General features: G+C 68.3%; 20 protein-coding genes and 2 pseudogenes. 9 read left to right on the top strand and 13 right to left on the bottom strand.

Annotated elements, in window-relative coordinates; genetic code table 11:
* Positions 1-309: 309 nt before the first annotated feature.
* Both ACIBNE_RS37720 and ACIBNE_RS37725 read right to left on the bottom strand, forming a co-directional pair.
* The gene (locus tag ACIBNE_RS37720; RefSeq protein ID WP_399279953.1) at positions 310-1278 is read right to left on the bottom strand and encodes an FG-GAP repeat domain-containing protein; all 969 of its coding nucleotides are present in this window, start codon (positions 1276-1278) and stop codon (positions 310-312) included.
* A 1166-nt stretch (positions 1279-2444) separates the two neighbouring features.
* Complete coding sequence (locus ACIBNE_RS37725) at positions 2445-2651, bottom strand: hypothetical protein (protein WP_399279955.1); 207 nt, start codon at positions 2649-2651, stop codon at positions 2445-2447.
* 178 nt (positions 2652-2829) lie between these two features.
* Between ACIBNE_RS37725 and ACIBNE_RS37730 the strand changes: the two genes are divergently transcribed.
* Positions 2830-3018: a hypothetical protein gene (locus ACIBNE_RS37730; RefSeq protein ID WP_399279957.1), complete on the top strand. Its 189-nt coding sequence runs from the start codon at positions 2830-2832 to the stop codon at positions 3016-3018.
* A gap of 344 nt (positions 3019-3362) precedes the next feature.
* On the opposite strand, the gene ACIBNE_RS37735 is transcribed toward ACIBNE_RS37730, so the two are convergent.
* Together ACIBNE_RS37735 and ACIBNE_RS37740 are read right to left on the bottom strand one after the other, a co-directional pair.
* Positions 3363-3725 carry a sulfurtransferase TusA family protein gene (locus ACIBNE_RS37735; protein WP_399279959.1) on the bottom strand — a complete coding sequence of 121 codons (363 nt, stop codon included), beginning with the start codon at positions 3723-3725 and terminating at the stop codon, positions 3363-3365.
* On the bottom strand, positions 3722-4387 hold the full coding sequence (locus ACIBNE_RS37740; protein WP_399279961.1) for a class I SAM-dependent methyltransferase: 666 nt from the start codon (positions 4385-4387) through the stop codon (positions 3722-3724). The genes ACIBNE_RS37735 and ACIBNE_RS37740 overlap by 4 nt, the downstream gene beginning before the upstream one ends.
* Before the next feature lie 285 nt (positions 4388-4672).
* Here ACIBNE_RS37740 and ACIBNE_RS37745 point away from each other — a divergent pair, with 285 nt between their 5' ends.
* The gene (locus ACIBNE_RS37745) at positions 4673-5017 is read left to right on the top strand and encodes a hypothetical protein (RefSeq protein WP_399279963.1); all 345 of its coding nucleotides are present in this window, start codon (positions 4673-4675) and stop codon (positions 5015-5017) included.
* An 829-nt stretch (positions 5018-5846) separates the two neighbouring features.
* Here ACIBNE_RS37745 and ACIBNE_RS37750 read toward each other — a convergent pair.
* Entirely contained in the window at positions 5847-6842 is a 996-nt protein-coding gene (locus ACIBNE_RS37750; protein ID WP_399279965.1) for a helix-turn-helix transcriptional regulator, read from the bottom strand.
* Positions 6843-6905: 63 nt separating this feature from the next.
* Here ACIBNE_RS37750 and ACIBNE_RS37755 point away from each other — a divergent pair, with 63 nt between their 5' ends.
* Positions 6906-8090: an epoxide hydrolase family protein gene (locus ACIBNE_RS37755; RefSeq protein ID WP_399279967.1), complete on the top strand. Its 1185-nt coding sequence runs from the start codon at positions 6906-6908 to the stop codon at positions 8088-8090.
* 62 nt (positions 8091-8152) lie between these two features.
* Positions 8153-8995, top strand: coding sequence for an NAD(P)H-binding protein (locus ACIBNE_RS37760; RefSeq protein WP_399279969.1), 843 nt, complete (start codon positions 8153-8155; stop codon positions 8993-8995).
* Between the two features lie 343 nt (positions 8996-9338).
* Here ACIBNE_RS37760 and ACIBNE_RS37765 read toward each other — a convergent pair whose 3' ends face one another.
* Positions 9339-10586 carry an FAD-dependent monooxygenase gene (locus ACIBNE_RS37765; protein WP_399279971.1) on the bottom strand — a complete coding sequence of 416 codons (1248 nt, stop codon included), beginning with the start codon at positions 10584-10586 and terminating at the stop codon, positions 9339-9341.
* 79 nt (positions 10587-10665) lie between these two features.
* On the opposite strand from ACIBNE_RS37765, the gene ACIBNE_RS37770 reads away from it, so the two are divergent.
* On the top strand, positions 10666-11259 hold the full coding sequence (locus ACIBNE_RS37770) for a TetR/AcrR family transcriptional regulator C-terminal domain-containing protein (protein WP_399280142.1): 594 nt from the start codon (positions 10666-10668) through the stop codon (positions 11257-11259).
* An 868-nt stretch (positions 11260-12127) separates the two neighbouring features.
* Here ACIBNE_RS37770 and ACIBNE_RS37775 read toward each other — a convergent pair.
* The 4 genes from ACIBNE_RS37775 to ACIBNE_RS37790 form a co-directional block, all read right to left on the bottom strand.
* The gene (locus ACIBNE_RS37775) at positions 12128-12688 is read right to left on the bottom strand and encodes a GNAT family N-acetyltransferase (protein WP_399279973.1); all 561 of its coding nucleotides are present in this window, start codon (positions 12686-12688) and stop codon (positions 12128-12130) included.
* Positions 12689-12756: 68 nt separating this feature from the next.
* On the bottom strand, positions 12757-14010 hold the full coding sequence (locus ACIBNE_RS37780) for an IS256 family transposase (protein ID WP_399279975.1): 1254 nt from the start codon (positions 14008-14010) through the stop codon (positions 12757-12759).
* A 200-nt stretch (positions 14011-14210) separates the two neighbouring features.
* Positions 14211-15524, bottom strand: coding sequence for a M48 family metallopeptidase (locus tag ACIBNE_RS37785; protein ID WP_399279977.1), 1314 nt, complete (start codon positions 15522-15524; stop codon positions 14211-14213).
* Positions 15525-15527: 3 nt separating this feature from the next.
* On the bottom strand, positions 15528-16223 hold the full coding sequence (locus ACIBNE_RS37790) for an RNA polymerase sigma factor (protein ID WP_399279979.1): 696 nt from the start codon (positions 16221-16223) through the stop codon (positions 15528-15530).
* A gap of 515 nt (positions 16224-16738) precedes the next feature.
* On the opposite strand from ACIBNE_RS37790, the gene ACIBNE_RS37795 reads away from it, so the two are divergent.
* Positions 16739-17122: a tetratricopeptide repeat protein gene (locus ACIBNE_RS37795; protein ID WP_399279981.1), complete on the top strand. Its 384-nt coding sequence runs from the start codon at positions 16739-16741 to the stop codon at positions 17120-17122.
* 197 nt (positions 17123-17319) lie between these two features.
* On the opposite strand, the gene ACIBNE_RS37800 is transcribed toward ACIBNE_RS37795, so the two are convergent.
* Both ACIBNE_RS37800 and ACIBNE_RS37805 read right to left on the bottom strand, forming a co-directional pair.
* Entirely contained in the window at positions 17320-17958 is a 639-nt protein-coding gene (locus ACIBNE_RS37800; protein WP_399279983.1) for a DUF6518 family protein, read from the bottom strand.
* Between the two features lie 353 nt (positions 17959-18311).
* A complete protein-coding gene (locus ACIBNE_RS37805) occupies positions 18312-19175 on the bottom strand; it encodes a hypothetical protein (protein ID WP_399279985.1) in 864 nt (287 codons plus the stop codon).
* A gap of 1335 nt (positions 19176-20510) precedes the next feature.
* On the opposite strand from ACIBNE_RS37805, the gene ACIBNE_RS37810 reads away from it, so the two are divergent.
* Complete coding sequence (locus tag ACIBNE_RS37810) at positions 20511-20642, top strand: hypothetical protein (protein ID WP_399279987.1); 132 nt, start codon at positions 20511-20513, stop codon at positions 20640-20642.
* Positions 20643-20816: 174 nt separating this feature from the next.
* Here the strand turns inward: ACIBNE_RS37810 and ACIBNE_RS37815 are convergent, their stop codons facing one another.
* Positions 20817-21386: a hypothetical protein gene (locus ACIBNE_RS37815; RefSeq protein WP_399279989.1), complete on the bottom strand. Its 570-nt coding sequence runs from the start codon at positions 21384-21386 to the stop codon at positions 20817-20819.
* 154 nt (positions 21387-21540) lie between these two features.
* On the opposite strand from ACIBNE_RS37815, the pseudogene ACIBNE_RS37820 reads away from it, so the two are divergent.
* Positions 21541-21686, top strand: a pseudogene (locus ACIBNE_RS37820) (IS701 family transposase); the annotation flags it as partial.
* A 16-nt stretch (positions 21687-21702) separates the two neighbouring features.
* Positions 21703-21993, top strand: a pseudogene (locus tag ACIBNE_RS37825) (transposase); the annotation flags it as partial.
* Between the last annotated feature and the right edge of the window lie 429 nt (positions 21994-22422).

Consider the following 22422-nt stretch of genomic DNA (forward strand, 5'->3'; position numbering starts at 1 on the left):
CGCGCGTCGAGCCACGACCGGATGGCCAACTGCGATGCGCAGTTCACGGCCCTCAGACCCGCGCCCCGTCCTCGTGCATAAAAGCAGGGGGCCGCTGTCAGGCGGAGCGGCCCCCTGCCGCGGTTCGGGGTCCTGCTGTCAGGCCGCTGTGGTGGCGGCAACGCGGACTCCGTGCAGGTCGGAGTTGTCCCGGCTCCTGCCGGTGGAGGGGTGCTGCCAGGTCGATCGGTCGACCGTGCTGCGGAAGCCTGGCGTCGCGCGAACGGTTCCGCGGCTGACGGGATCCTCGTCAGCGCGTTCCGGTGCGGGTCAGGAGATCTCTGCGAAGTAGACGGCGTCGTTGGAGACAGCGCCCCAGCCCTGTCCGATCTGGGTCTTGGCCCCCCAGTTGACGGTGCCGTTGGAGTTGTAGCCGTTGTTGGTGAATTTGTAGAGCGCCCCGTTCTCCTTGCTGACGATCTCCGATCGGCCGTCGAGCGTGAGGTCGGCGAAGTAGACGGCGTTGTCGGCTACGGAGCCCCAGCCCTGTCCGATCGACGTCTTCGATCCCCAGTTGACGGTGCCATTGGAGTTGTAGCCGTTGTTGGTGAACCCATAAAGCACCCCGCTCTCCTTGCTGACGAGGTCATCCCGGCCGTCACCGTTCAGATCCGCGAAGGAAACGGCGTCGTCGGCTACAGCGCCCCAGCCCTGTCCGATCGACGTCTTTGGACCCCAGTTGACGGTGCCGTTGGAATTGGTGCCGTTGTTGGTGAACCCGTAGAGCACCCCGCTCTCCTTGCTGACGAGGTCATCCCGGTTGTCGCCGTTCAGATCCGCGAAGTAGACAGCGTCGTTGGAAACGGCACCCCAGCCCTGCCCGATCGACGTCTTCGGACCCCAATTAATGGTGCCGTTGGCATTGCGGCTGTTGTTGGTGAACCCGTAGAGGACCCCGCTCTCCTTGCTGACGAGGTCGTCCCATCCGTCGCCATTCAGGTCAGCGAAGTAGACCGCGGTGTCGGCGACGGAGCCCCAGCCCTGTCCGATCGACGTCTTCGGACCCCAGTTGACGGTGCCGTTGGAATTGGTGCCGTTGTTGTGGAAGCCGTAAAGCACACCGCTTTCCTTACTGATGATCTCCGACCGGTCAGGGATGACGGCGGCGGACGCAGTGGTGGAACTGAGCAGCACGGACGCGACGGCGGCCATCGTGATGGCGGTGAGGGTCACCGAGTGTCTGAGGGGCCGGTATCCACGCTCACCGAGAGGGCGCTGGGAGCTGAACGAGTCGGACATGAAGTCTCCTTGATCCGAAGCGAAGGAATTGACCGGCTAGGAATGCTAGGAGACCGCGATTCACGCATGTAAGCAACGCTCCGGCCAACCCAATCGGCCGCATTCCAGCCAGATCGCCCCTCGACGGCCACCGTCGAACTGCGGATCCCTGAAGGATCCTGGCATCTTTTCAGGGGAATTCCGCTCACCAGTTTTCAGCCATAAAGGCAATCCGGACTCGTATTCGTCGGCGCCGCGGCGTAAGGGAGTGATGCTGCCCGAGCAGTGCGCGTACGGTGCCGGAGCGATCGGCACTGACGCCATCACCCCGGTCGACACCCGCGCCCTGGAGGACCTGCGCCGCGCTTCCTCGGCAACGACGACGGGACCGGCGCAGCCTCGACCACCCGAAGAATTCACGCTCATCGCGGGCTTCCCCCGACGGAGACACGTTCGTCGATCGCGTCCGCTGGAAGTAGGTGCGAAAGCGCGGGCCAGCCATCTCGGGTCGGCCATGGAAGGGGACCGTCTCTCCGATACGACGATTCCCAGCCCAGGGTGACCTGGGGCCCGAAGCGCCGCGCGGACCGGCTCGGCACCAGTAGCAACGAGGCATGACCTGCCAGACGTGGCGAGCCGTCAGCTGCGCCGCCCTCACCGCGCTTCACCTTCGCGCCGTCACCCCCGTCGCCCCGTCACCGCCGACAGCGCAGTGCCGCCCACCCCTCCGCCCGCAGACGGCCCCGTCGTCTTGGAGGAGACGCTGCCGCTCACCGAGGCCCTCACCTGTCCCCCCTCTCGCCGAGGAGTCCCGGGAGGGATACACCAGGAAGGCGTCCCGACACCGAGTCGACGCCGACCACGACGGCTGCCCCACCCGCGCGGAAATCCTGATCTCCGAATCACGCGTGCCCGTCACACTGGGGCCGCGCTGGAGGTGGTCCAGCGCTGCGAGGCGACAACACTCAGCTCGCGACGTGCGCTCCGCGCGAGCCGAGGTGTTCCGGTAATGGCTCAGCAACGTCCGGCGGCGGGCCGACAAGCTCACCCGGCGCAGCGGGCCGGACTCGACCAGCTCGGTATGCGCTGGTGACCGCGGAGAAACTGGGTGCTGGCCGACTGGAGGGAGTGCCGGGCTGGGCAGGCGGGGCTATCGGCATGGATGCCAACAACCCTGCGGTGTGCCCTCACCGCAGGACTTGGGCGAGGGCGCCGGTGAGGACCGCGGCAAGGGTGAGACCTGCGGCGAAGACGGCGCCAGCCCTGGTGAAGGCGGCGGGGTAGGTCGCACCGTCCGAACGGGCCAGCTTCCCCGCCAACGCGGCCACCAGCACCACGATCAACAGGACCGGCACGGAGACAAGGACAATCAGCACGACGGACGGACCGGACATGGTCAACTTCCCTTCACGCGGGTGGAGATGGCGTAGTCCAAGGTCCGCGAAAAGCTGTCCGGCGGGTTCCGGCCCGGCCGATAATGGACATTCCCGGATGCCACCCGTGCCCCCGGAGCGGCACGGGCACTCGCGAGGCTGGCGGCGGGTGGAGACAGCCGGGAAAGGGCAGGGGGCCATGAGGGACGGGGAACTATCGGCCCTGCGGGTACGGCTCAACAACGCCCTGGCCGCCTCCGGACTGGCCAAGAGCCAGCTCGCCGTACGCGCCGGACGCTCACGCAGCATCGTCTACCAGGCCCCGCGTGATGGAGACCCCGCCCCGGCACCATCGCCGCACTCGCCCAAGCCCTCGACCTCCCCGTGAAGGAACTGCTGGAAATAGCTCCGCACCGCCACCAGCACCGCCAGTGAAAACGGCGCATCAGCCGACGGCCCGGCGCATGTTGTCATCCCCCATGCCCCTCCCCCGTCCTCGTTCGCAGACGTGGCCTGGCCTCTTCGTATCGGCGTGGTCCCGGACCTGGTCCCCGCCTACCAGCCCCGGGCCGGGTTGCGGAAGCGGGTCGAGCAGGCGCACGGCGGGCCGTGCGCGGAACGTGGCGGAAGACCCTGAGCAAGTTCGCCTGGACGTAGCAAGGTCCTGGGCTGTGGTGAGGGCTGCTCAGCGGATGGGAGGGGGTCCGGTTGGGGCCGTGGTGGGTGTCGGCCTCAGCGGGCCTGGTTGTCCCGGCGGAGTGCGGGTTCGCCCGGTGGGGGCTGGGAAAGCATGGAGCCGTGGTCGGCGGTGTGCCAGGGCCTGTCAGGGCGGGTGGTGCGTGGGTGCGCGGTGAGCCGCAGCGCGTACACCGGGCGCTCGCCGAGGACGGGGCCCAGGTAGTGGTGTCCTGTCATGTGGCACCACGCGGGCAGGTCGAGCGGCGCGGCCGGGTCGGTGGCGACCACGTGGACGAGCGTGCCCGCCCCGGCGTCCTGGATCGCCGCGCGCAGCCGCAGCAGCAGGGTCACGCACAGCAGTCCGGTGCCGTCGACGGTGATAGCGGGCCCGGGGCGGGGCGGGGGCGGGGTGCTCATCGGGGCAGCGTCTGCGTGACGCGCCACAGGCGGCGGGGCAGGTCGCCCTCCTCGAAGGCGTGTACCTCGGTGAGGGTCCAGCCCTCGGCGAGGTCGTCGACCAGGGCGCGGGGGAAGAAGTGCACGGCGAAACCGCCGTGTTCGAAGACGTCGTCGCCGTGCGGCGTGCCGGTGCCGTAGTGCGCGTCCCCGGTGTGGCGCACGGTGTAGACGAAGGTGCCGCCGGGCCGCAGCACTCGGCGGGCCTCCCCGGCCAGGGCGCGGATCTCCTCGGTGGACAGCGCCATGCACAGCAGCATGTGCGCGAAGACCGCGTCGACCGAGGCGTCCGCGAGCGGCAGCGGTTCGCGCACGTCGTGCACCAGCGTGCGCACCCGCCCGGCCGTCCCCTGCGCCCCGGCGGCCAGCTGGAGCTGTTCCAGGCCGGTGGCGGAGAAGTCGGCAGCCCGTACGGAGAAGCCCTCGCGGGCGAAGAACAGGGCGTCGCGGCCGTGCCCGGCGCCCAGTTCCAGCACGTCCGCGGCCCCGGCCGCCCGGAAGACGGCGGCGGCGCGGCGCGCGGGCGCGCTGGGCTCCTGCCCGTACATACCAGGGTGCGTCCGGTACGTGTCCTGCCAGTGCTCCCGCTGGGCCCCGGCCAGCTCCCGCCCGTCACCGCTCATGCCCGCCCTGCTCCCATTCCTCCCTTTCGGTCCCGGCCGGCACCGGGCTCCTACCGCCAGCCTAGGACGTTTCGTTCGGATCGCCTTGCTGACCAGATGAAGACGGCAGCGAGGTAGATGAGGACCGTCTCGATCTGCCGGACGGGAAGCCAGGCGTGAGCTCGCGGATCACTTCTCACTCCGGTGCGCCTTCGTGTTGCGGTCTTCGCGGACAGCCGCGCCGCCATGATCGTCTCGGATGGTCGGCCGCCGGTCGGCATCCACCGACCAGAAGGAAGTCGCCTCATGCGTCCTCCTCACACCCTCGGCACCGCCCTCGGTGCCCTCGCTCTGGTCCTGACCCTGCCTGCCTCAGCTCACGCGGTGGACGGGAACCTCCACTACAAGTACGGGGACCCACAGAGCCCGTCCCATGGTCAGCTGAACGACCCGACGGCGAACAGGTGCTACAACACCACCGAACTGGACGGACACCCGGAGACTGCCTTCGGCCCCTACAACCAGACCGGCGCCTACCTTGCCGTCTACAGCGAAGAAGACTGTCAGGGCACCAAGGTGATCCTCAAGCCCGCCACCGAAAGCGGCGATCTCGTCACCTTCAAGTCACTCGTATACGCCCCCGAGGAGTAAGGCCCGCGCCGCCCCACGACAGGGCTCTCGCCCGGATCACCGTGCGGACCAGAGGAAGATGCCCGCGACGTGGAGACCGCCGAGGTAGATCGTGGCTGTCTTCTCGTAGCGGGTGGCGATTCCGCGCCACTGGTCGCGTAGCCGGGTCATGTTGCCATGACCCGGCTACCCGACCGCCACCGCGCCGTCGCGACCCGGTACGACAAACTCGCCGTCCGCTACGAAGTGACCGTGCTGGTCGCGATCCTCAACGAGTGGCTGTGACGTACTTCGTCGGCCTATTGCCCATCAGCAGTGGCTCTCTGGTTACCTTCGGCTGCCATCCCCGCGCAGCGCAGCACGGACCAGAGCGACGTCCGCAGCGGGGACGGCGAGTTCCCAGTAGCGGTCAGCGGCTTGAAGGGACAGCAGACGAAACGCCCCCTTGTCGACCGTCCCACTTCCCGGGCCGGTGACCGGGCTGGCCCCATGAACGTGGAACGGAGCAACCAAGGCGACGTCTTCACCGGGTCCCCCGAGGAATCGAAACGGCCGCCACATCACCGGCGACGCTGCGGCAGGATCGAGAATCAACGACCCCCGCCGCAAGCGGTGGCCGTCACGGACGAACGCAGAGACCTCGCGAGTCTCCCCCGCGTGCAACGCGATGACGTCCGCTTCGGCGCGATGCCGAGCGTCTCCTGTGAACTGTTCGATGAGACGACTCGGATGCCGGAGTAGATCCGTGAAGGACTGCGTCCCCGCAGTCCGTCGTGCCTTTTGCCCCACCGTTGCCCCCTGCATCGCCGTCGCAACCAGCCTAGCGACGAGGGCGCGCGGAACTGCCTCCTCAGCCGCTTTCGCACCAGGCCCTAGTGACCTGCGGCCGTGGCCCGGTGGCACGGTGGTAGCGGTCTGCGAGCGCACGCACGAGTTCGACGAGTTCCGTGGGTTCGGTCACGGTGAAGTCGAAGCCGAGCAGGCCGAGATGAACGGCGAGCGCCTCGATGCTGTCCGCGCCGGTGTCCAGGAGGCAGCGGGTGTCGTCGACCGGCGTGATGGTGCCGATGGCGGGGTTGATCCGCTCGGCGAGCTGTTCGGCCGGTGCGTGGACGACGACCTGGGCCCGGTACCGCCAGGCGGCCGACGACACGCCCCGGCGTACCTGGTCGACGGCTTCCTCGGGGAGGTCGCGGGGGGTGAATCTGGGGCCTGTCGGGGTGCGCGGGTGGAGCCGGTCCACCCGGAACGTCCGCCAGTCGCTCCGCTCGATGTCGAACCCGACGAGATACCACCGGCGCCCCCAGTTGACCAGCCGGTACGGTTCGGTCTCGCGCAGGCTCTCGGAGCCGTCGTGGCTCCGGTAGTCGAAGCGCAGGCGCTCGTGGTCCCGGCAGGCGGCGGCGACAGCGCTCAGCGTGTCGGCGTCCACCCGCGGTCCCAGGTCGTCGCGCGGCACCGCGACGGCGTACTGCTTGAGGGCGTCGACGCGACGCCGGAGGCGGGCCGGCAGCACCTGCTCCAGCTTGGTCAGTGCGCGCAGCGAGGTTTCCTCGACCCCGGTGATGGTGCCCCCGGCGGCGGTGCGGAGCCCGATCGCCACCGCGACCGCCTCCTCGTCGTCGAGCAGCAGGGGTGGCAGTGCGGCGCCGGCGCCGAGCCGGTAGCCGCCTACCGCACCTCGGGTGCCGTGCACCGGGTAGCCGAGGTTGCGCAGGCGTTCCACGTCGTTGCGGACCGTGCGGGTACTGACCGCCAGCCGGTCGGCCAGTTCGGCGCCGGTCCAGTCACGGGGCGTCTGGAGCAGGGAGAGGAGGCGCAGCAGCCGCGCCGAGGTTTCCAACATTCTTCGGAGCCTGCCGGTTCATTAGGAACAGATCTTGCCTAAATGGATCCTACGCTGATGACCATGACGAACGACAGCACGATCACCCCGTTCCGGATCGACGTCCCGCAGGCCGATCTCGACGATCTCCAGCAGCGACTGGCGCGGACCCGGTGGGCGGAGGAACTGCCCGCGAGCGGGTCGGAGCCGGCCGGCCCGGTGCCGCCCGGTTGGGAGTACGGCGTGCCCGTGGACTACGTGAAGCAGCTGGTCGAGCGGTGGCGCACCAGCTACGACTGGCGGGCCTGGGAAGCTAGGCTGAACGCCTACCCGCAGTTCACCACTGAGATTGACGGCCAGAACGTCCACTTCCTGCACGTGCGCTCGCCGGAGCCGAACGCGACGCCGCTGGTCCTGACCCATGGCTGGCCGACCTCGGTGGTCGAGTGGCTTGACGTGATCGGCCCGCTCACCGACCCGCGGGCCCACGGCGGCGACCCGGCGGACGCTTTTCACCTCGTCATTCCGTCGGTGCCGGGCTTCGGCTTCTCCGGGCCGACCCGGGAGCGTGGCTGGGACCGGTACCGGGTGGCCCGAGCCTGGGCCGAGCTGATGCGCCGGCTCGGGTACGAGCGGTACGGCGCGGTCGGCAACGACGGCGGGGCGCTGATCTCGCCCGAGGTGGGCCGGGTCGACCCCGAGCGCGTCTGCGGCGTGCACGTGACGCAGGTCTTCTCGTTCCCGTCGGGTGACCCCGCCGAGCTGGCTGGTCTCTCCGAGGAGGAGCGCGGCAAGCTCGCGTTCGCCGAGTGGTTCGTTCAGAACCGGGGCGCGTACGACAAGCTCCAGTCCACCGAGCCGCAGAACCTGGCGCACGCCCTGGCCGATTCCCCGGCAGGCCTGCTGGGCTGGCACGCGCAGCTGCTCGGTGCTTCGCTCGACCCGGACTACGTGCTCACCAACGTGATGGTCTACTGGCTGACCAACACGGCCGCCTCAGCCGCCCGGTTCTACTACGAGGACGCGGCGGCGGCTCCCGTACAGCAGAAGTCGAACGGCCGGGGCACCTCTGTGCCCGCGCCGACCACCGTGCCCCTCGGTCTGGCCAATTTCGCCTGGGACTTCCAGTCCATACGGGCGTTCGCAGACCGCGATCACACGAACATCCTTTCCTGGAACGTCTACGACCGCGGTGGCCACTTCGCCGCGCACGACGCCCCCGATCTGCTCGTCGGCGACATCCGGCAGTTCTTCGGCAAGGTTCGCTGATCCGCCGCCGGTTACCGGCGAACCCTTTGATACCCCTGTTTATGCATACGAAAGGAAACCCCATGTATCTGGTCATCGGTGCCACGGCTCACTTCGGACGTCAGGCGGTAGAGGAGCTGGTCGCCGCGGGTGCCCCGGTGCGAGCGCTGACCCGCACTCCGGAGCGGGCCGGGCTCCCCCAGGAAGTCGACGTCGTCCGGGCCGATCTGACCGAGCCCCAGACGCTGCCTGCCGCGTTCGCCGGCGTTGAGGCCGTCTTCCTGGTTCTGCAGTACGGAATGGATGTCGCTCCGCTGTTGGCAGCCGCGCGCCGGGCCGGAGTGCGGCGGATCGTGTTCCTGTCCTCGGGAGCGGTCGTTCCAGGCGCCGAGCGGCAGCCTGACGTGATCGCCGAGTACCACCGCGACGTCGAGCGGGCCGTAGAGGCGTCCGGGATCGAGTGGACTTTCCTGCGGCTGCTGTTCCCCGCCGTCAACTCGTTGACGTTCGCGATGCAGCTCCAGGGCGGTGATGTCATACGCGCGCCGTACACCGAAGCGGCCTTCAGCGCCGTGCACGAGCGGGACGTCGCTGAAGTGGCCGCGCGGATCCTGACCGGCGGCGGGCACACCGGGCGGGCTTACGACTTGACCGGTCCCGAGTCGCTGACCCAGTCGCAGCAGGTCCGCGTCCTCGGCGAGACGCTGGGGCGTCCGCTCACCGTCGAGGACCTCGCCCCGGAGCCCGTGCTGGAGCAGATGAGCCAGTTCATGGACCCCGAGTTCCTGGCCGCGCTGTTCGCTCTCATGGCGCAGGCGGTCGGCAAGCCCGCGCAGGTGAACGACGTCATCGAACAGATCACCGGGCACCCCGCGCGGACCTACGCCCAGTGGGCCGCGGATCACCGGGCCGACTTCGGCGGCTGATCCGTACGGCTGGGGCGGTATCCGCCGCCCCAGCCCGGACGACCTCAGCCGTACGGACGAAGAGGGCGGCACGGCGGCGCGGGCGCTGGGGCGACCGGAGGCGACGGCCTGCGGGCCATCGTCCGCGAACTCCGTCCGTCTTCAGTCCGTCCTCAACAGCGGAAGCTCCGCCGTGTCGACACCTGGTCGGCATGTCCCGTCCGACCGTCAGGAAGTTGGCATCTCCCGCGACGTTCACGACGTGGAACGCGTAAGGGAATTTCCCCTTCACCTCCACAACGACGCCGCGTGCGCCGTCACCGCGTTCACGTGGCCCGTCGCGCCCTGGAGCACGAGGGCGGCATCAGGCCGCGAGAGTGCCGCCGTAGACCGGCAGCTGCCAGTCGCCGCCGCGGTCCGCCGTGGAGAACCGTGCGACCAGAGCGGGGATGCGGAAGAAGCAGGCCAGCGCGGTGGCGTTCTGGAAGGCGCTGATGGCGCGCCTGGTCGTGGGCATGCCCACACGCAGGATGCGGGGGTTGACCTTGCCCTGGATCTCGTCGACGAAGGGCCGCAGGACGCGGTCGTAGTTCGCCAGCGCGGTCGGCAGGTCCCCCACGTGCCGGTTGATCTCCCCGGCCAGGACGTACGCACCGACCAGTCCGCCGGAGATCCCCATGCCGCTGTAGGGGGATGCGCAGTGCGCCGCGTCACCGGCCAGGACCACCCGGCCCTTGGACCAGCTGCCGATGCGTACCTGGGCCATCTCCTGGGAGTAGAAGAACGGGCTGTCCTTCATGCCCTCGACGAACCGGTCGGTCTGCCATCCGGCGTCCCTGAACCGCCCGGCCCAGAACTTCTGCTGCTGCTCGACGGAAGCGCGGTGGACCGCGGACGCTTCCGCCGACTCCTCGCGCATCACGAAGTACACCTGGGTCTCGGTCGGGTTGTGGCTGCGCCGCATGATCTGCCGACCGCCCGGGACCATGCAGGTGTCACGGATGCTGGTGTCGGAGGCAATGCGCGGCACGAACCAGTAGGCCGTGTGGATGCCTAAACGCCAGTACGGGTCGAAGCCCTCCGGCAGCAGCGCCCGCCGGATGCGCGAGCCCTGCCCGTCAGCGCCGATCAGCAGGTCGTACTCGCCGCAGGTTCCGTCCGAGAAGTGCGCGGTGACCCGGTCTGCGTCCTGGCCGAAGCCGTCGACGCTCTTGCCGAAGACGTACTCGGTGCCGTCCGCGGTCGCCTCGTGCAGGATGCGGACCAGGTCGCCGCGCATGATCTCGTACTCGGAGGTCAGGGTCTGACGTCCCTTGCCGGAGGTGTTCGCCATGATCGTCGCCTTCGGCCTGCCGCGGGAGTCGACGAAGGCGACGCCCGCCTCGTCCACCAGTCGGCTGCGCACGGTCTCCAGCAGGCCCATGCGCCCGACTGCCTCGATGCCCTGCCCGCGCAGGTCGACCTGCGCGCCCGAGGCGCGCAGCGCGGGGAAGCGCTCGACGACCGTCACCTGGTGACCGCCGCGGGTGAGCCAGAAGGCCAGCGCCTGCCCGGCGATGCCGCCGCCGGCGACGAGGATCCGCAGCGAACGCTTCACGATCTTGGTCGACATGCCCGGCCACCCCAGAATCTATCGGTGATTGATTCTTTTCACGGTCTTCTATCGGCGATAGATTGTCAACGTGACCAAGATGAACCGAGCGACCGTCGTCACGGAAGCACTGATCCTGCTCGACGAGGTGGGCCTGGAAACAGTGAGCACCCGGCGGCTGGCAAAGCGCCTCGGTGTCGAGCAGCCGTCGCTCTACTACCACTTCAAGACCAAGAAGGACCTCCTTGCCGCCATGGCGGAGGTGGCCATGGCCCCGCACGCCGACGCGCCGCTCCCCTCCCCCGAGGACGACTGGCGCGACTGGTTCCTGGAGAACTCGCGCAGTTTCCGCCGCACGCTGCTGACACGCCGTGACGGTGCCCGGCTGCACGCCGGGAGCACGCCCACCAACGACCTCGACCGGATCCGCCGCAAGATCGCTTTCCTGGTGGCCTCCGGCGTGCCCGAGCGGGATGCGCAGATGGCGATGCTGGCCGTCAGCCGCTTCACCGTCGGCTGCGTGCTGGAGGAGCAGGCGGACGCGGACGCGCCGAACGCCGAGGCTCTGCCGGACGACGTCCCCGTCCTCGATCACGAGGAGGCGTTCGAGGCGGGCCTCGCGCTCATCCTCGACGGCCTCGACCAGCGCAGCGCTGCTTCCGGCCGCGCCACCGACCCTCCGACGCCGACCTGACCGCTCCCCCGTAGGGAGGTATCAGGTGAGCGCCCGCCGAGGGGTGGCGGTCACCGGCCAGCCGCCCCGGACACCCCTTGGGAGGATCCCGCCACCACACAAGGAAGGGCATCACGCCTTCTCCGAACCACTCCGCCGGTCTGCCGCCACGACGGGAAGTGGCACACGTACGCCTCCGGGATGGCGCTCGCGCTCATGATCACCCGTCAGAACCTTTACTCAGGCCGCGGAGTCCACGTCGGTACCGGTACGGGCACTCGCGGAGACGAACCTGCAGTCACCGCGCTCCCCGCCGCCCCGTTCGAAGTCCACTGCCCGCTCGACGAGTTCGCCGCCCAGGCCTTCCGGCGGGCAAGTTTCCTCTCTGCCGACGCTCGTCGTGGTCACTGAGTTCGGCCGCCGTTCGACACAGGCGGAATACGGGAGGCCGAGCGGGCCCGCTGGGCGGCGAAGACGCTCACCGCCGCGCGCTACGACGTCGTCCTCGGCCCCCAGCAGCACCACCGGCCGCCCGGGACCGCGACCCCACCGGCACCGGGCCGCCCAGCGCCTGTGACGGCCACCCAGTCACGGATCCCTCTCCGGCCTCCCGCGCGCCTCCCCTCCCCACCCCGAAGGCACCAGGTGCCCCCGTCGATCTCCATCTCAGCGGAACCGGCCTCGTCGCCATCCCATGCGGCGACCTCCACCAATGGAGGCAACCGCCCTGTTTTTGAAGGGTTTAGCGCTGAATTCCGACGGCGTGCTGCGTCTGCCGCCCAACAGCCCCGCACCGCGCACAGCGCCCGCTCCTTCATCGCCCGCCGCTCAACAGGGGAGCCTGAGGCTGCCGGAGTAATTGTCAAGAGTTGCAGATTGGGCCGTTGATCTATCGAGGCTGCTCCCACTCGGTCCGGGTGAGTTCGTACTCGACTTCACCGTGCTCGGAGCCCTCGATCGCCTCCGGCCAGTCCCCGGTGAAGTTCCGGCCGAAGGACAGGCCCGATTTCTCCATGACGCGACGGGAGCGGGTGTTGACGGCCATGGTGTTTGCGGTGACCCGCTCGACCCCGAGTTCCGCGAACCCCTTGTGGACCAGGGCCCGGGACCCCTCGGTGGCATAGCCGCGCCCCCATGCCGCCTGGTTCAACCGGTAACCGAGTTCCACCACGGCGGGGCTGTGCTCCTCCAACGGCCGGAACTCGAACCAGCCCAGGAAGGTGCCGGTGGTCTTCTCCTGCGCGGCCCAGTAGCCGCGGGTCTTCCAGCATGGGTAGTCGTGCAGGAGCCGCGGGAGGGTCCTGGTCTCGATCGCCTCCCGACTTGTGAGCCGGCCGCCGTTGATGAAGCGCATGACCTCGGGGTCGTTGTCCAGGGCGAGCAGGTGGTCGACGTCGGTCACCGTGAACGCGCGCAGGGCGAGCCGGTCGGTCTCCAGGAAGTTGGGCATGCCGCGATCTTCACCACGGATGGGCCGGGCCTGCCACTGATTTTCCGACCTGTGGCAGGCGGTGGTATTCATGCCGCGCGGGCCTCGGGTCGTTCGACCAGGACGCCCCGCTCGAAGCGGGCGCCGGCCCGGACCAGAGCGACGAGGTGGGGTGCGTTCACCGCCCGCCAGCGTTCCTGGGCTGACTCGATGAGCTTGAAGACCATGGCCAGGGCGGCGGCCCGGCTGCCGACGCCCTTGGTGACCTTGGTCCGCAAGCGCACAGTGGCGAAGATCGACTCGATCGGGTTCGTGGTCCGCAGGTGGATCCAGTGCTCGGCGGGAGAGTCGAAGAACGCCCGCAGTTCTTCCTCGTCGTCGGTGATCCGCTTGACAACCTTGGGATATTTCGCCCCGTACTGCTTGGCGAACGCGGCGACGGCCTTGGCCGCGCGCTCCTTGTCCTCGGCGTTGTAGATCTCCTGGATCACGCGCTTGGCCGCAGGCTGGGCCGACTTCGGCAGCGCGTCGAGGACGTTCGCGGTCTTGTGCACCCAGCACCGCCGGTGGCGGGCCTCGGAGAACACCTCGTTCAACGCGTTCCAGAAGCCGAGCGTCCCGTCGCCGACGGCCAGGACGGGGGCCCGCATGCCCCGGCGGGCAGCGTCCCGCAGTAGTCCCGCCCACGCCTCGGAGGATTCGCGGTAGCCGTCGGTCATCGCGATCAGTTCCTTGGTGCCGTCAGCCCACACGCCGACCATGACCAGGACAGCGGGCTTCGCCTCTTCCAGGCGTATGCGCAGGTGAACGCCGTCGGCCCAGACGTAGACGTAGTCCGTGGCGGACAGATCGCGGTCCATGAACGACTTGTGGTCGGCCTGCCACTGCGCGGTCAGCCGCGTGATCGTCGCGGGCGACAGGCCGGCGGAGGAGCCGAGGAACTGCTCGAAGGCGGGCACGAAGTCACCGGACGACAGGCCGTGCAGATCCAGCAGCGGCAGCACCTCGCTGATCTTCGGGGATTTACGAGCCCAGGGCGGCAGCATCGCCGAGGAGAACCGCTTGCGTTCTCCGGTGGCCCCGTCGACACTCTTGTCGTTGACCCGCGGTGCCTTCACCTCGATCGCCCCGGCCGCGGTCGTCACCTTCCGCGGCTGGTGGAATCCGTTGCGTACGACCAGGCGGCGGCCGGAGTCGTCTCGCTGATCGGCCAACTCGGCTATGTAGGAGTTGACTTCTGCTTCCAGGGCTGCGGCCAGCATCCGCCTCGCGCCCTCACACACGATCTCGTCAATCAGGGAGCCGTATGGCGTCGTTCCGTCTTCGCTGACTACCGTGAGCACGGGCGTGCCTTCCCGACCGACGCAGCGAACGTCGGCCTACTCGATGACCATCACAGGATCATTCGGGTTGGCACACTCTTCGCGTGCCAACCCGAGGCCGATCCACAAGTCTTGAGCACCGCTCAGGCTGCCGTACTCCCCTCACGGCCCGGATCATCACTCCGATTGGGGCGGCCCTTTGCCGATCAGGCGGAATTTCTTCACCAGGGCCAGTTTTCGACAAGCAAGATGATTTTGGACAGCACGAACAAGGTGAAACTGATCATCGCCGCTGGCCCCCAGCGTGAGATTTTGGGTGCTGTCGGATTCCGGCCCCTTTGGGGTCGCCTGGCCGATCTGCCCGATATTTTCTCGCACAGCGCTGGTTGCGGCAGTGTCGGCCATCGCGGCCCGGTTTCGTCGGCTGCCGATGCCAGAAGCTGGAGACTGGGCGCTCCCGTAGACACCGGATTGTCCTCCTGCCCCGCCCCAAGGGCTGCCACGCGCTGAAAGAGGGCGGGGTGTGAGGAAGTCTTCTCCACCTTCGGCTGGCGCGTCCGGTGGCCGGTACGGGCGGGGAGGCGGTCGTCCAGCGATCGGTACAGTTCCACCAAGCAGTCTTGGCTCACTCGTGGGGCGGATGCCCGGCTGTACGTCTGCCATTCCACCTTGGTCTCACCGGCCCGCAGCAGTGCCCGTCTCATCACTCCACGGCCCACGTATCGCGCCGCGACCCGGTCGGCTTCGCGCTCCTGTTGATGTCGGACGGGCCGGGTGACCAAGTCGTACAGCACTCTGTAACCGCGGAACAGCAGCCTCAAGAACCGGGCGTTCACCCGCACAAGCCAGTTGTAGCCCCACTCGGCCGATCTGACCGCCACCGCGATGCCCAGCGCCGCGTCCAGGTTACGCAGTTTCCTGGAGCTGCGAAGGGCCAGTACTCCGAAGTTGTAATGGCGCCCGGCGCAGTGGGCAAGCTCGTGGCACAGGATGGCACGCAGTTCCTCACGGTCCACCCCCGCCAGGAGCGGCACACCGAGATAGAGGGTCTTGCTGTGGGGGTGGCCTCGCTGCAGCGAGACCACCACGGTGGCGTTCGCGTCGGGCGTGAGCCAGATGGAGGTGCCATTCATGCGCGTGCCGAAGTGCGTATCGAGCTCGCGCACCATGTTCCAAATATCCGGAGCGTCCGTCGCTTCAAGTTCCACTGAGCCCGGGGGGCAGGTGCTTTTTTGCGCCCGCCTCAGGAGGACCGCGCTGGTGAACGGGGCGACTATGGGGGACAACAGGAATGCGATGACAACGCTCCAGCGCACCATCCGCCGCACGCCTTCGATCGCGTTGCTCAGGGATCCTCCCTCGTTGAATCCCGAAACCATCGTGGCCACATGCGGCTGTACCATCCTGTGCCAGCCCAGCACGTAGACCACCACGAGGCCGGCGATGATCGAATGCAGGCACAGCAGAAGCAGGCGGGCGACCGTGGTACGCAGGGCACCCGCCAGCTTCTCTGTCCAGCGGCGTTGGGGCGTCAAGGATCACCTCTCGCCGTCGAACAGCCACCCCTGCCGGGCTGCTGTGCTCTTCAGCGCAGCCAGGATCCGCTCCTGAATGGCGCGGTCCGCCTCAAGATGGCCGAGCAGTTCCTCCCCAGCGCGGCGGACGGCCGCCAGCGCCACTTCGTCCCCGCCGCTTGCCGGCAGGAAATCGAGGCGATCGGCCTCACTTTCCTCAAGGTCGAGCCAACGCTTGAGGCTCGTCCGCGCCTTGTACATATGGACCCTCACCGTGCTGACGGAGATCCCGAGCTCGTCCGCGATCTCCTGCGTCGACAGCCCGTTCCACGCATGGAGCACAAGAACGGTGCGCTGCCGCTGGGGCAGTTCCCCCAGCACCGCGAGCAACTCGCTGGTCTCAGCGCTGAACTGCGGATCAGGGGTGGGGGCGGGCAGGGGGGCAAGACGCACGCGACCGAGCCAACGCTCGCGTCTCTTTTGGAGGTTCCACAGCCGACGGTTCAAGACGAGCTGCACGACGGCGTCGGGGGACTCGTACCGGCTGTACTCCTCCCACTTGGGCAGAACCGCCGCAAATGACTCCTGCACTACATCCTCGGCGTCCTGCATGTTGCGGCACGCTTTGCGAGCACGGCTGATCAGCTTCGGGCACATGCGCTCGTAGAAGTCGTGCATCGACTCACGCGCCTGCATCGTCTCCTCGCCCACCTCTGTCACTTGTCCTCTCCCTCACCACGCTGCGCCCGGTGGATGCAGATCACCACCGGCTGCGGAGGAGGCGCGGAGCGATTTGACTGCAACAGACGTACCACCTCGACGATGACGGTCAGCATTGCCGACAGAACGGTTGGCTCTACAAACGCGGACAGCACTGGCTGCCTCCCAGGAACGCCGGTAAGGACACTGGTAGTGACCCCTGTGAGTCCCGTGCGTTTACTCCCGAACGGCAATTGACTGCCTCAGTCTCCAGCAGTACGGCCGCACGCGGTACCGACGGACCGGAACAGCGCCTTCAGACCGTGCCAATCGAGCCGTCATACAGGCTTCGCGCAGCCGGACCGTGATCGTCATCGGCTGCTCCAATCCCTCGCGCGTCACCCCTCGTCCGAACCGCTCCTCCTGTTCTCAGCTGCGGCTACTGACGTGAGGACAGTCGCCAGTCCGTGGCCAGTCGCTGCCCGACCATCGCTCAGAACACAGTCAGCACACCAAGTTTCAGCCAGCGAACATCCGTGGCATCCCTTGCTCTCGCCCACTTACCCGCCCCGCCCCCGGACAGGAGCCTCTCCGCGCTAAACGCCCGCGCCGACCTCGCCGCCAGCTACCGGGACGCCGGACGAACCGGGGAAGCCCTCCGACTGGAAGAACAGATTCTGGCCGACAGCGAATGCCTCCTCGGATCCAAGCACCCCGACACCCTCACTGCCCGCGGCGAGCCGGACACCGGCCGGGCCGAATCCCGGCGTTCCAGGGGCTCTTCCCCGTCGACTCGAAGGAGCCAACCGATGCGGTTCACTCCCGAAGAAGAGCCCTCGACGGAACCGTACGATGCCTTTCCCGTGCCTGATCCGTACGCGGCCTCCCGTAAAACTTCGAAGGCCTCATCTCGATGCTGACCGGCGGCCCGTGCGAGCGATCTACCGACTTCTTGTCCCCGCGACCACACCGGTTGGCCGGACAGGAACCGCCAGCATCGCTCCTTCATCCGCAGGGGCATCGAGCTCGCGGTCCACTACGAGGCGACCGTCCTCGTAGCAGTGATCAACGAATGGCCGTGACCAACACATGCGATCGAGCGAAGAGCACGACAGAGTCACACCGATCCGAGCAGGTCGTTGAGGACTGCCTTCTCAGCGAGGTAGAAGACGAGAGCGCCCACGGGAGCGAGCGCGGCGCACAGCCAGTACCGGTGCACACCGGCACGCGCCAGGTAGACGGTCAGGAGAGCGGTGAGCAGCACTCCGACGGCTAGGAAGGCGACCGCTTCCCCCCAGTAATGGAGCCCCAGACCCAGCCAGCACCCCTCGCCTAGCACCACCATCGCGATGACCGCGCCGGCTACCGGCCGCAGGTCGCCCCGACCTCGTCGCACTGTCCACCCTGCCCACCCCAGCATGGGTCCTCCGACCAGCCCCGCCACCGACCACACAGCGGCAGTACCGAGGCCTCCGCTCCCGAAAGTGTCTCCAAGAGCGGACGCCGCGTAGTATCCGCCGCAGGTGGCGAGCATCATCAACGCCCCGCCCCAGACGGCAAGCCGCCGACCAAGGATCAGCGCACCGGCCGCGGCAGTCCAGATGATCCAGGTGGTCGTCGAGTTGGTCACCCGATCCAACACGGGTGTCGTACCGTGCAGGCTGTATGTTGCCCAGCCGAGCAGCAGTCCGAAGCCAGCGGTCGCGGCGAGGACGGTGAAAGGGGTTTCGGAACAGGATGCGGTCACAGGGGCCATGCCCCAAAACTATACACATGATGTATACACTCGATGTATAGCTACTCGGGGGCCCAGGCACCCATCGGTCGCCCGTCCCTCATGGGGCTCCGTCAAGTTTCACGGTGATCTTGCGGCTTTCTGCTGATGGGGGCGAGGTAGCGGGCGGTGGCAGGCGGTGCAGGTACCGGTCCAGCACTTCAGTGTGTCCTGGAGGAGGTCGCGGACGCGGTAGAGGGTGAGGCCCGTGTGGGGGCTTTTGGAGTGAGTCGCTTTTCGGTGACTTCACCGCCGGGTTGTCCGTGCCGAGGGCGGCGACGTCCGGGAGCTGTGGAGTCGGCCGTCGGCGTGCGGGGACCGGCCGCACGCGGGAGTCATGCCGGGTGCAGGTGTCGGCTGGTGCCCTGCCGGTAGCGGCCGGTGTGCCGGTACCACTGGTTGTCGCCGGCCATCCAGTCCCGCAGCGCGGTCACGTAGCCGGTGTGCTCGGGGCCAGTCTCGTGTTCGCTGACTCGGATGAATTCCTGGATCCTTTCCTGGAAGAGCCGGTAGGTGACGTCCACCGCGTCCTGGAGGCTCCCGCCGAGCAGGTGGTAGAAGCAGTGGACGGCGTTGCACACTTCCCGTTCCTCGTCGATCTCCTTGCGGTAGGAGTAGATGTCGTTGCGCAGACCGACCGTGTCGGCGAACGCGTCCTCCAGACGCCGCAGGGCCGGTCCTGAGGCGGGGCGGATGCCGGTGAGGCCGACGGAGAGGTCCGTGCCCGCGCTCGCCCGCCGGAACTCCAGATAGTGCACCGGGTCAGGGACGTGCCCGTACAGTGCGGCATCGAGTTCGTCGAGATTGGCCGCGACGAACTCGGTCACCCAGCGGGCGAACCGTTCCCGCGCCTCAGTCGGCATCTCGGGTGACGTGCGCTGCCACAGCTCCGCCAGGGCATGCTCGACCTGGTTGGCCGGAACGGGGACCGACCCACCACCCCGCACGGGCATGAACAGGGGAACCCGCTCGACGAACACCCGTGCCCCTACCGGGTCCCTGGGCAGTTTGTAGGCCGTGACGAAGTAGTCGTCGAGGGCCAGCAGGCACACATCCCACTGCGCTATCACCGTCAGGCGCCGCGCCGTGACATCAGGGTGGGTGAGAGCGGCGAACAGGGGCCAGTCGTCACTGCCGAAGCTCTCCTCCGTCCAGATCGCCGGGCCGGGCGGAAGCACCACCGGACTCAGCAGTCCCACCGACCGCGCCCAGTCTTTGGCCTCGCGGCGGGCCCGCTCCAGATGGGGGTTGGTACGGGCGGGCCACGGCAGCGTGAAGGCGGGAAGCAGGAAGGGGTATCCGGGCGTCGTACGTCCCGGACCGGCGGGACCGGCGGGGCGGTGCGACGCGCGCGGGCGGGGGTGAGGGGGAGCGGGCCGGACAGCCGAAGTCCCCAGCCCCCTGGGACCGGCCCACACGGGACCGGGACCTGCGGACACACGGGCACGGCACAACCGGTCGTCCCCGGCGAGCCAGTCCAGCAGACCCGGATCGGGGCCCACCGCCTCGAACGTGTCCAGCCGGGCCGAGCGCAGGCTCCGGGCCGCCGCGACCGCAGCGGACCGATCACACCGAAGCAACCGGGCCAGCGCCCGCAGAGCATCCGGCCGGTCGGTGGTCCTGCCCAAGTCGTGTGTCAGCACGGACACATCCGCCAGAGCGCTCTCGGCATGCGGTGAGATACGACGCCCAGTCGATCGCTCGACGAGCAGCACCGCCCAACGACGGAACGGACGCCGTACCTGAAGGTGCCCCAGCAGATCCCCCGCAGGAAGCTCTTCGGACACCGGTCCCCCACTGCGCAGTTCCTCGGTACGCTCGGCGAAGCGTCGCCGCCACTGCCCGGATCGGCCCGCCACGGTCCTGGCCCACAAGCTGCACCGCGCCCGATCACGAACCGCCACAGGCACAGCAGGCGGCTGCCCGGCCCAGGAGTACCACGCGGCCAGCAGACCCAACTCGCCCTCCTCCGCATCCGGATGGCACCAGGCCGCCCGCTCCAGCCCTCCGGCCTCCTCCAACCCGTACCGGGCGACCCACTCCGTATGCCCGCGACGAACCGACAGAACATAAGGATTACGCCGCCCCGGGCCCAGCGAACCCGGCCACCGCACCGCACCACGGGGAAAGACAGCCCCTGCTAAACAGCACATATTTTCTCTATAGAGACATCCGTTCTATACCGCCACGGCGCAAGCCGGTACCCACCACGCGCACAGAAGCGCGAAACCGGAGCACGCCACTCAGAACACGCCCCGCCACCGTCACCAGCACGTGCCGAATTCGTCCAGTTCAGCAGCCCGCTGCTCCGCGATGGGCTTGCCAGCACGCCGCCGTACGTTGTCGAGGAACATCCCCAACTTCACCGCCGCCAGGACGGACACCACAGCATCCGTGGCCCACCACGAACCACAGGAGACGGACGCGGCTGCTCCCGCCGGTCCAGGGCCCCTCGAACGCACCAAAGCTCAGACCGAACTCCTGGACGCTGCCGCGCCGTTCGCCCGCGGACGGCCAGACGATGCGTCGAAGCGGTGTACGACGTGCTGTACGACCTGCACTTCGGCCACCGCCTGCGCACCGCCCTGGAACGCTATGCCACGCCGCGCTCCTCGCACCCCGGACAGTGCCGGAGCCCGCCGACCAGGCCCACCCGCCATCAGTAACCACACTGACCCAGTACGCAAGGCCCCGGACGGCGAGGAGGCATCAAGTGGAACGGAGAACGCTGGCGCAGGCCGGGAAAGCAAGGTCGGGTGGCCAGCGGGGGTCTCCCCCTCGGGCCACCCGGCCAACCGGGTTTCACCGCAGGGGGCTTGGGAGCAAATCAGGCCGCTGGCTCAGGAACCTCCCGCTCCCGGGTCGTTCGAAGGGCGCCACGGTGGAGGCCATGGGACGTCGTGGGCGATCCGCGTCCCCTGGACACCGAGATCGCAGCGCACGGCCTTCAGGAATTCCGTGCGCGCCTTCCGGAACTCTCGGTACGCCTCAGGCCATGTGGCGATCCCGGTGGTCGGTATACCGCGGGCCAGCCACTCGATGTGCCAGAGTGCGTGGTTCAGTTTGATGGCGGCGGTATTGCTGTCCACGTCGCCAAGGAGCCAGAGGGCCTCTGCGAGCGCCGATCGGTGGGCCTCTGTCTCTGCGATCTCCTTGAGTACCTCATCGGTCGGCTCCAGCGGTGTCGCCCCGGTAGTGAGTCCCCGAGAGATGGCCAGCCCTGTGTACCAGCTGCTGAGTTGCTTGACGGTGTGGGCGTATTCCGCATAGGCGTTGAGGCGCCGCTCGTCCCATCGGACGGATTGCTGGCGCCGCCACCGAGCGCGCTCGGTGGCGGCGGAGACAGCCAGAGATACCGCTGCTCCGATAGCGACACCAACGAGAGGCAGTGCCTGACTAGCGAGACTCACCCTTCTCCCCCTTGGACGGAACGAACTGTTTCCCGGGTTCATAACCCCTGATGAGGGCAACGACACATGGGGCAGACACCGATGGACGCTCCGGCGCCTCCTACCGGTACTCATCTGACGGGACACAGTAGTTGGAACCCGAACCGGCTGGTGACCTGGCTGTTCGAGGCAAGCGGGACGCGGCGGCACCGGCCCGCACGGGCTCCGCATCTTCGACTGGGCAAGAGTGGAGATTCGGCCCGGGGTCGGGAAGACCGCCAGTACTGGGTGATCGCTCGCCGCCCCGACGAGAACTCCTACCGCCTTCGAACGGCCCGGCACCGACGCCGTGAAGGCCCAGATGCGACATATCGTGAACGTGCTGGAGGCCAAGTCCCCCAAGGTGGCAGCCCACTTGGGCACCGCCCGGCACGACCTGCTCGTCTTCGCCCCGCTCCCGCGCGAAATCTGGAAGCAGATCTGGTCGTACCCCCGGAGCGGCTCAACAAGGAGATCCGCCGCCGCGCCGACATGGTCGGGATCTTCCCCGACCGCACCCGCCGTGCCCCGGTTCGTCGGCGCCGTTCTGGCCGAGCAGAACGACGAATGGACCGACGCCCGCCGCTAGATGGGACGCGAACTCCTCCCCAAGGCCCGCCTCCATCCGATCGAGTCAGACACCGATGAACCCGCCATCCCGGCCGAACTCACCGCATGACCTCAAAACGACATCACCGAGTGGGCGTCGAGACACGACTCCAGCGGACGTGACCGTCGCGAAGACCACCCTGGAGTACCGCGGAAATCCGGCACCGCAGCGTCAGGTCTCGGGACCGCGCCGCTGGCGCAGGTCCACACCGAGAGCGATTTCACGGCGCCTCCGTCCGCGCCTTCTGGGACGCCGTTCCGCGCGCCATCCCCTCCACATCAGCGTGGAACTGACCTGGAGCAGTTCGGGCGACTTCGCCGCACGTCTCCTTCGGACCTCATGGGACCGTCGCCGGGGCGCCTGTACCCGCCCCGCCGTACGCGGCACCGACCGACAGCCACAACTGAA

Source organism: Streptomyces sp. NPDC050504 (assembly GCF_044458065.1).
GTDB lineage: Bacteria > Actinomycetota > Actinomycetes > Streptomycetales > Streptomycetaceae > Streptomyces.

Coding starts and splice junctions, on each gene's coding strand:
- ACIBNE_RS37730 (WP_399279957.1), top strand. CDS start 2,830: ATGAGGGACGGGGAACTATCGGCCCTGCGGGTACGGCTCAACAACGCC.
- ACIBNE_RS37750 (WP_399279965.1), bottom strand. CDS start 6,842: ATGTTGGAAACCTCGGCGCGGCTGCTGCGCCTCCTCTCCCTGCTCCAG.
- ACIBNE_RS37720 (WP_399279953.1), bottom strand. CDS start 1,278: ATGTCCGACTCGTTCAGCTCCCAGCGCCCTCTCGGTGAGCGTGGATAC.
- ACIBNE_RS37740 (WP_399279961.1), bottom strand. CDS start 4,387: ATGAGCGGTGACGGGCGGGAGCTGGCCGGGGCCCAGCGGGAGCACTGG.
- ACIBNE_RS37775 (WP_399279973.1), bottom strand. CDS start 12,688: ATGCCCAACTTCCTGGAGACCGACCGGCTCGCCCTGCGCGCGTTCACG.
- ACIBNE_RS37745 (WP_399279963.1), top strand. CDS start 4,673: ATGCGTCCTCCTCACACCCTCGGCACCGCCCTCGGTGCCCTCGCTCTG.
- ACIBNE_RS37765 (WP_399279971.1), bottom strand. CDS start 10,586: ATGTCGACCAAGATCGTGAAGCGTTCGCTGCGGATCCTCGTCGCCGGC.
- ACIBNE_RS37725 (WP_399279955.1), bottom strand. CDS start 2,651: ATGTCCGGTCCGTCCGTCGTGCTGATTGTCCTTGTCTCCGTGCCGGTC.
- ACIBNE_RS37770 (WP_399280142.1), top strand. CDS start 10,666: ATGAACCGAGCGACCGTCGTCACGGAAGCACTGATCCTGCTCGACGAG.
- ACIBNE_RS37760 (WP_399279969.1), top strand. CDS start 8,153: ATGTATCTGGTCATCGGTGCCACGGCTCACTTCGGACGTCAGGCGGTA.
- ACIBNE_RS37755 (WP_399279967.1), top strand. CDS start 6,906: ATGACGAACGACAGCACGATCACCCCGTTCCGGATCGACGTCCCGCAG.
- ACIBNE_RS37735 (WP_399279959.1), bottom strand. CDS start 3,725: ATGAGCACCCCGCCCCCGCCCCGCCCCGGGCCCGCTATCACCGTCGAC.
- ACIBNE_RS37800 (WP_399279983.1), bottom strand. CDS start 17,958: ATGGCCCCTGTGACCGCATCCTGTTCCGAAACCCCTTTCACCGTCCTC.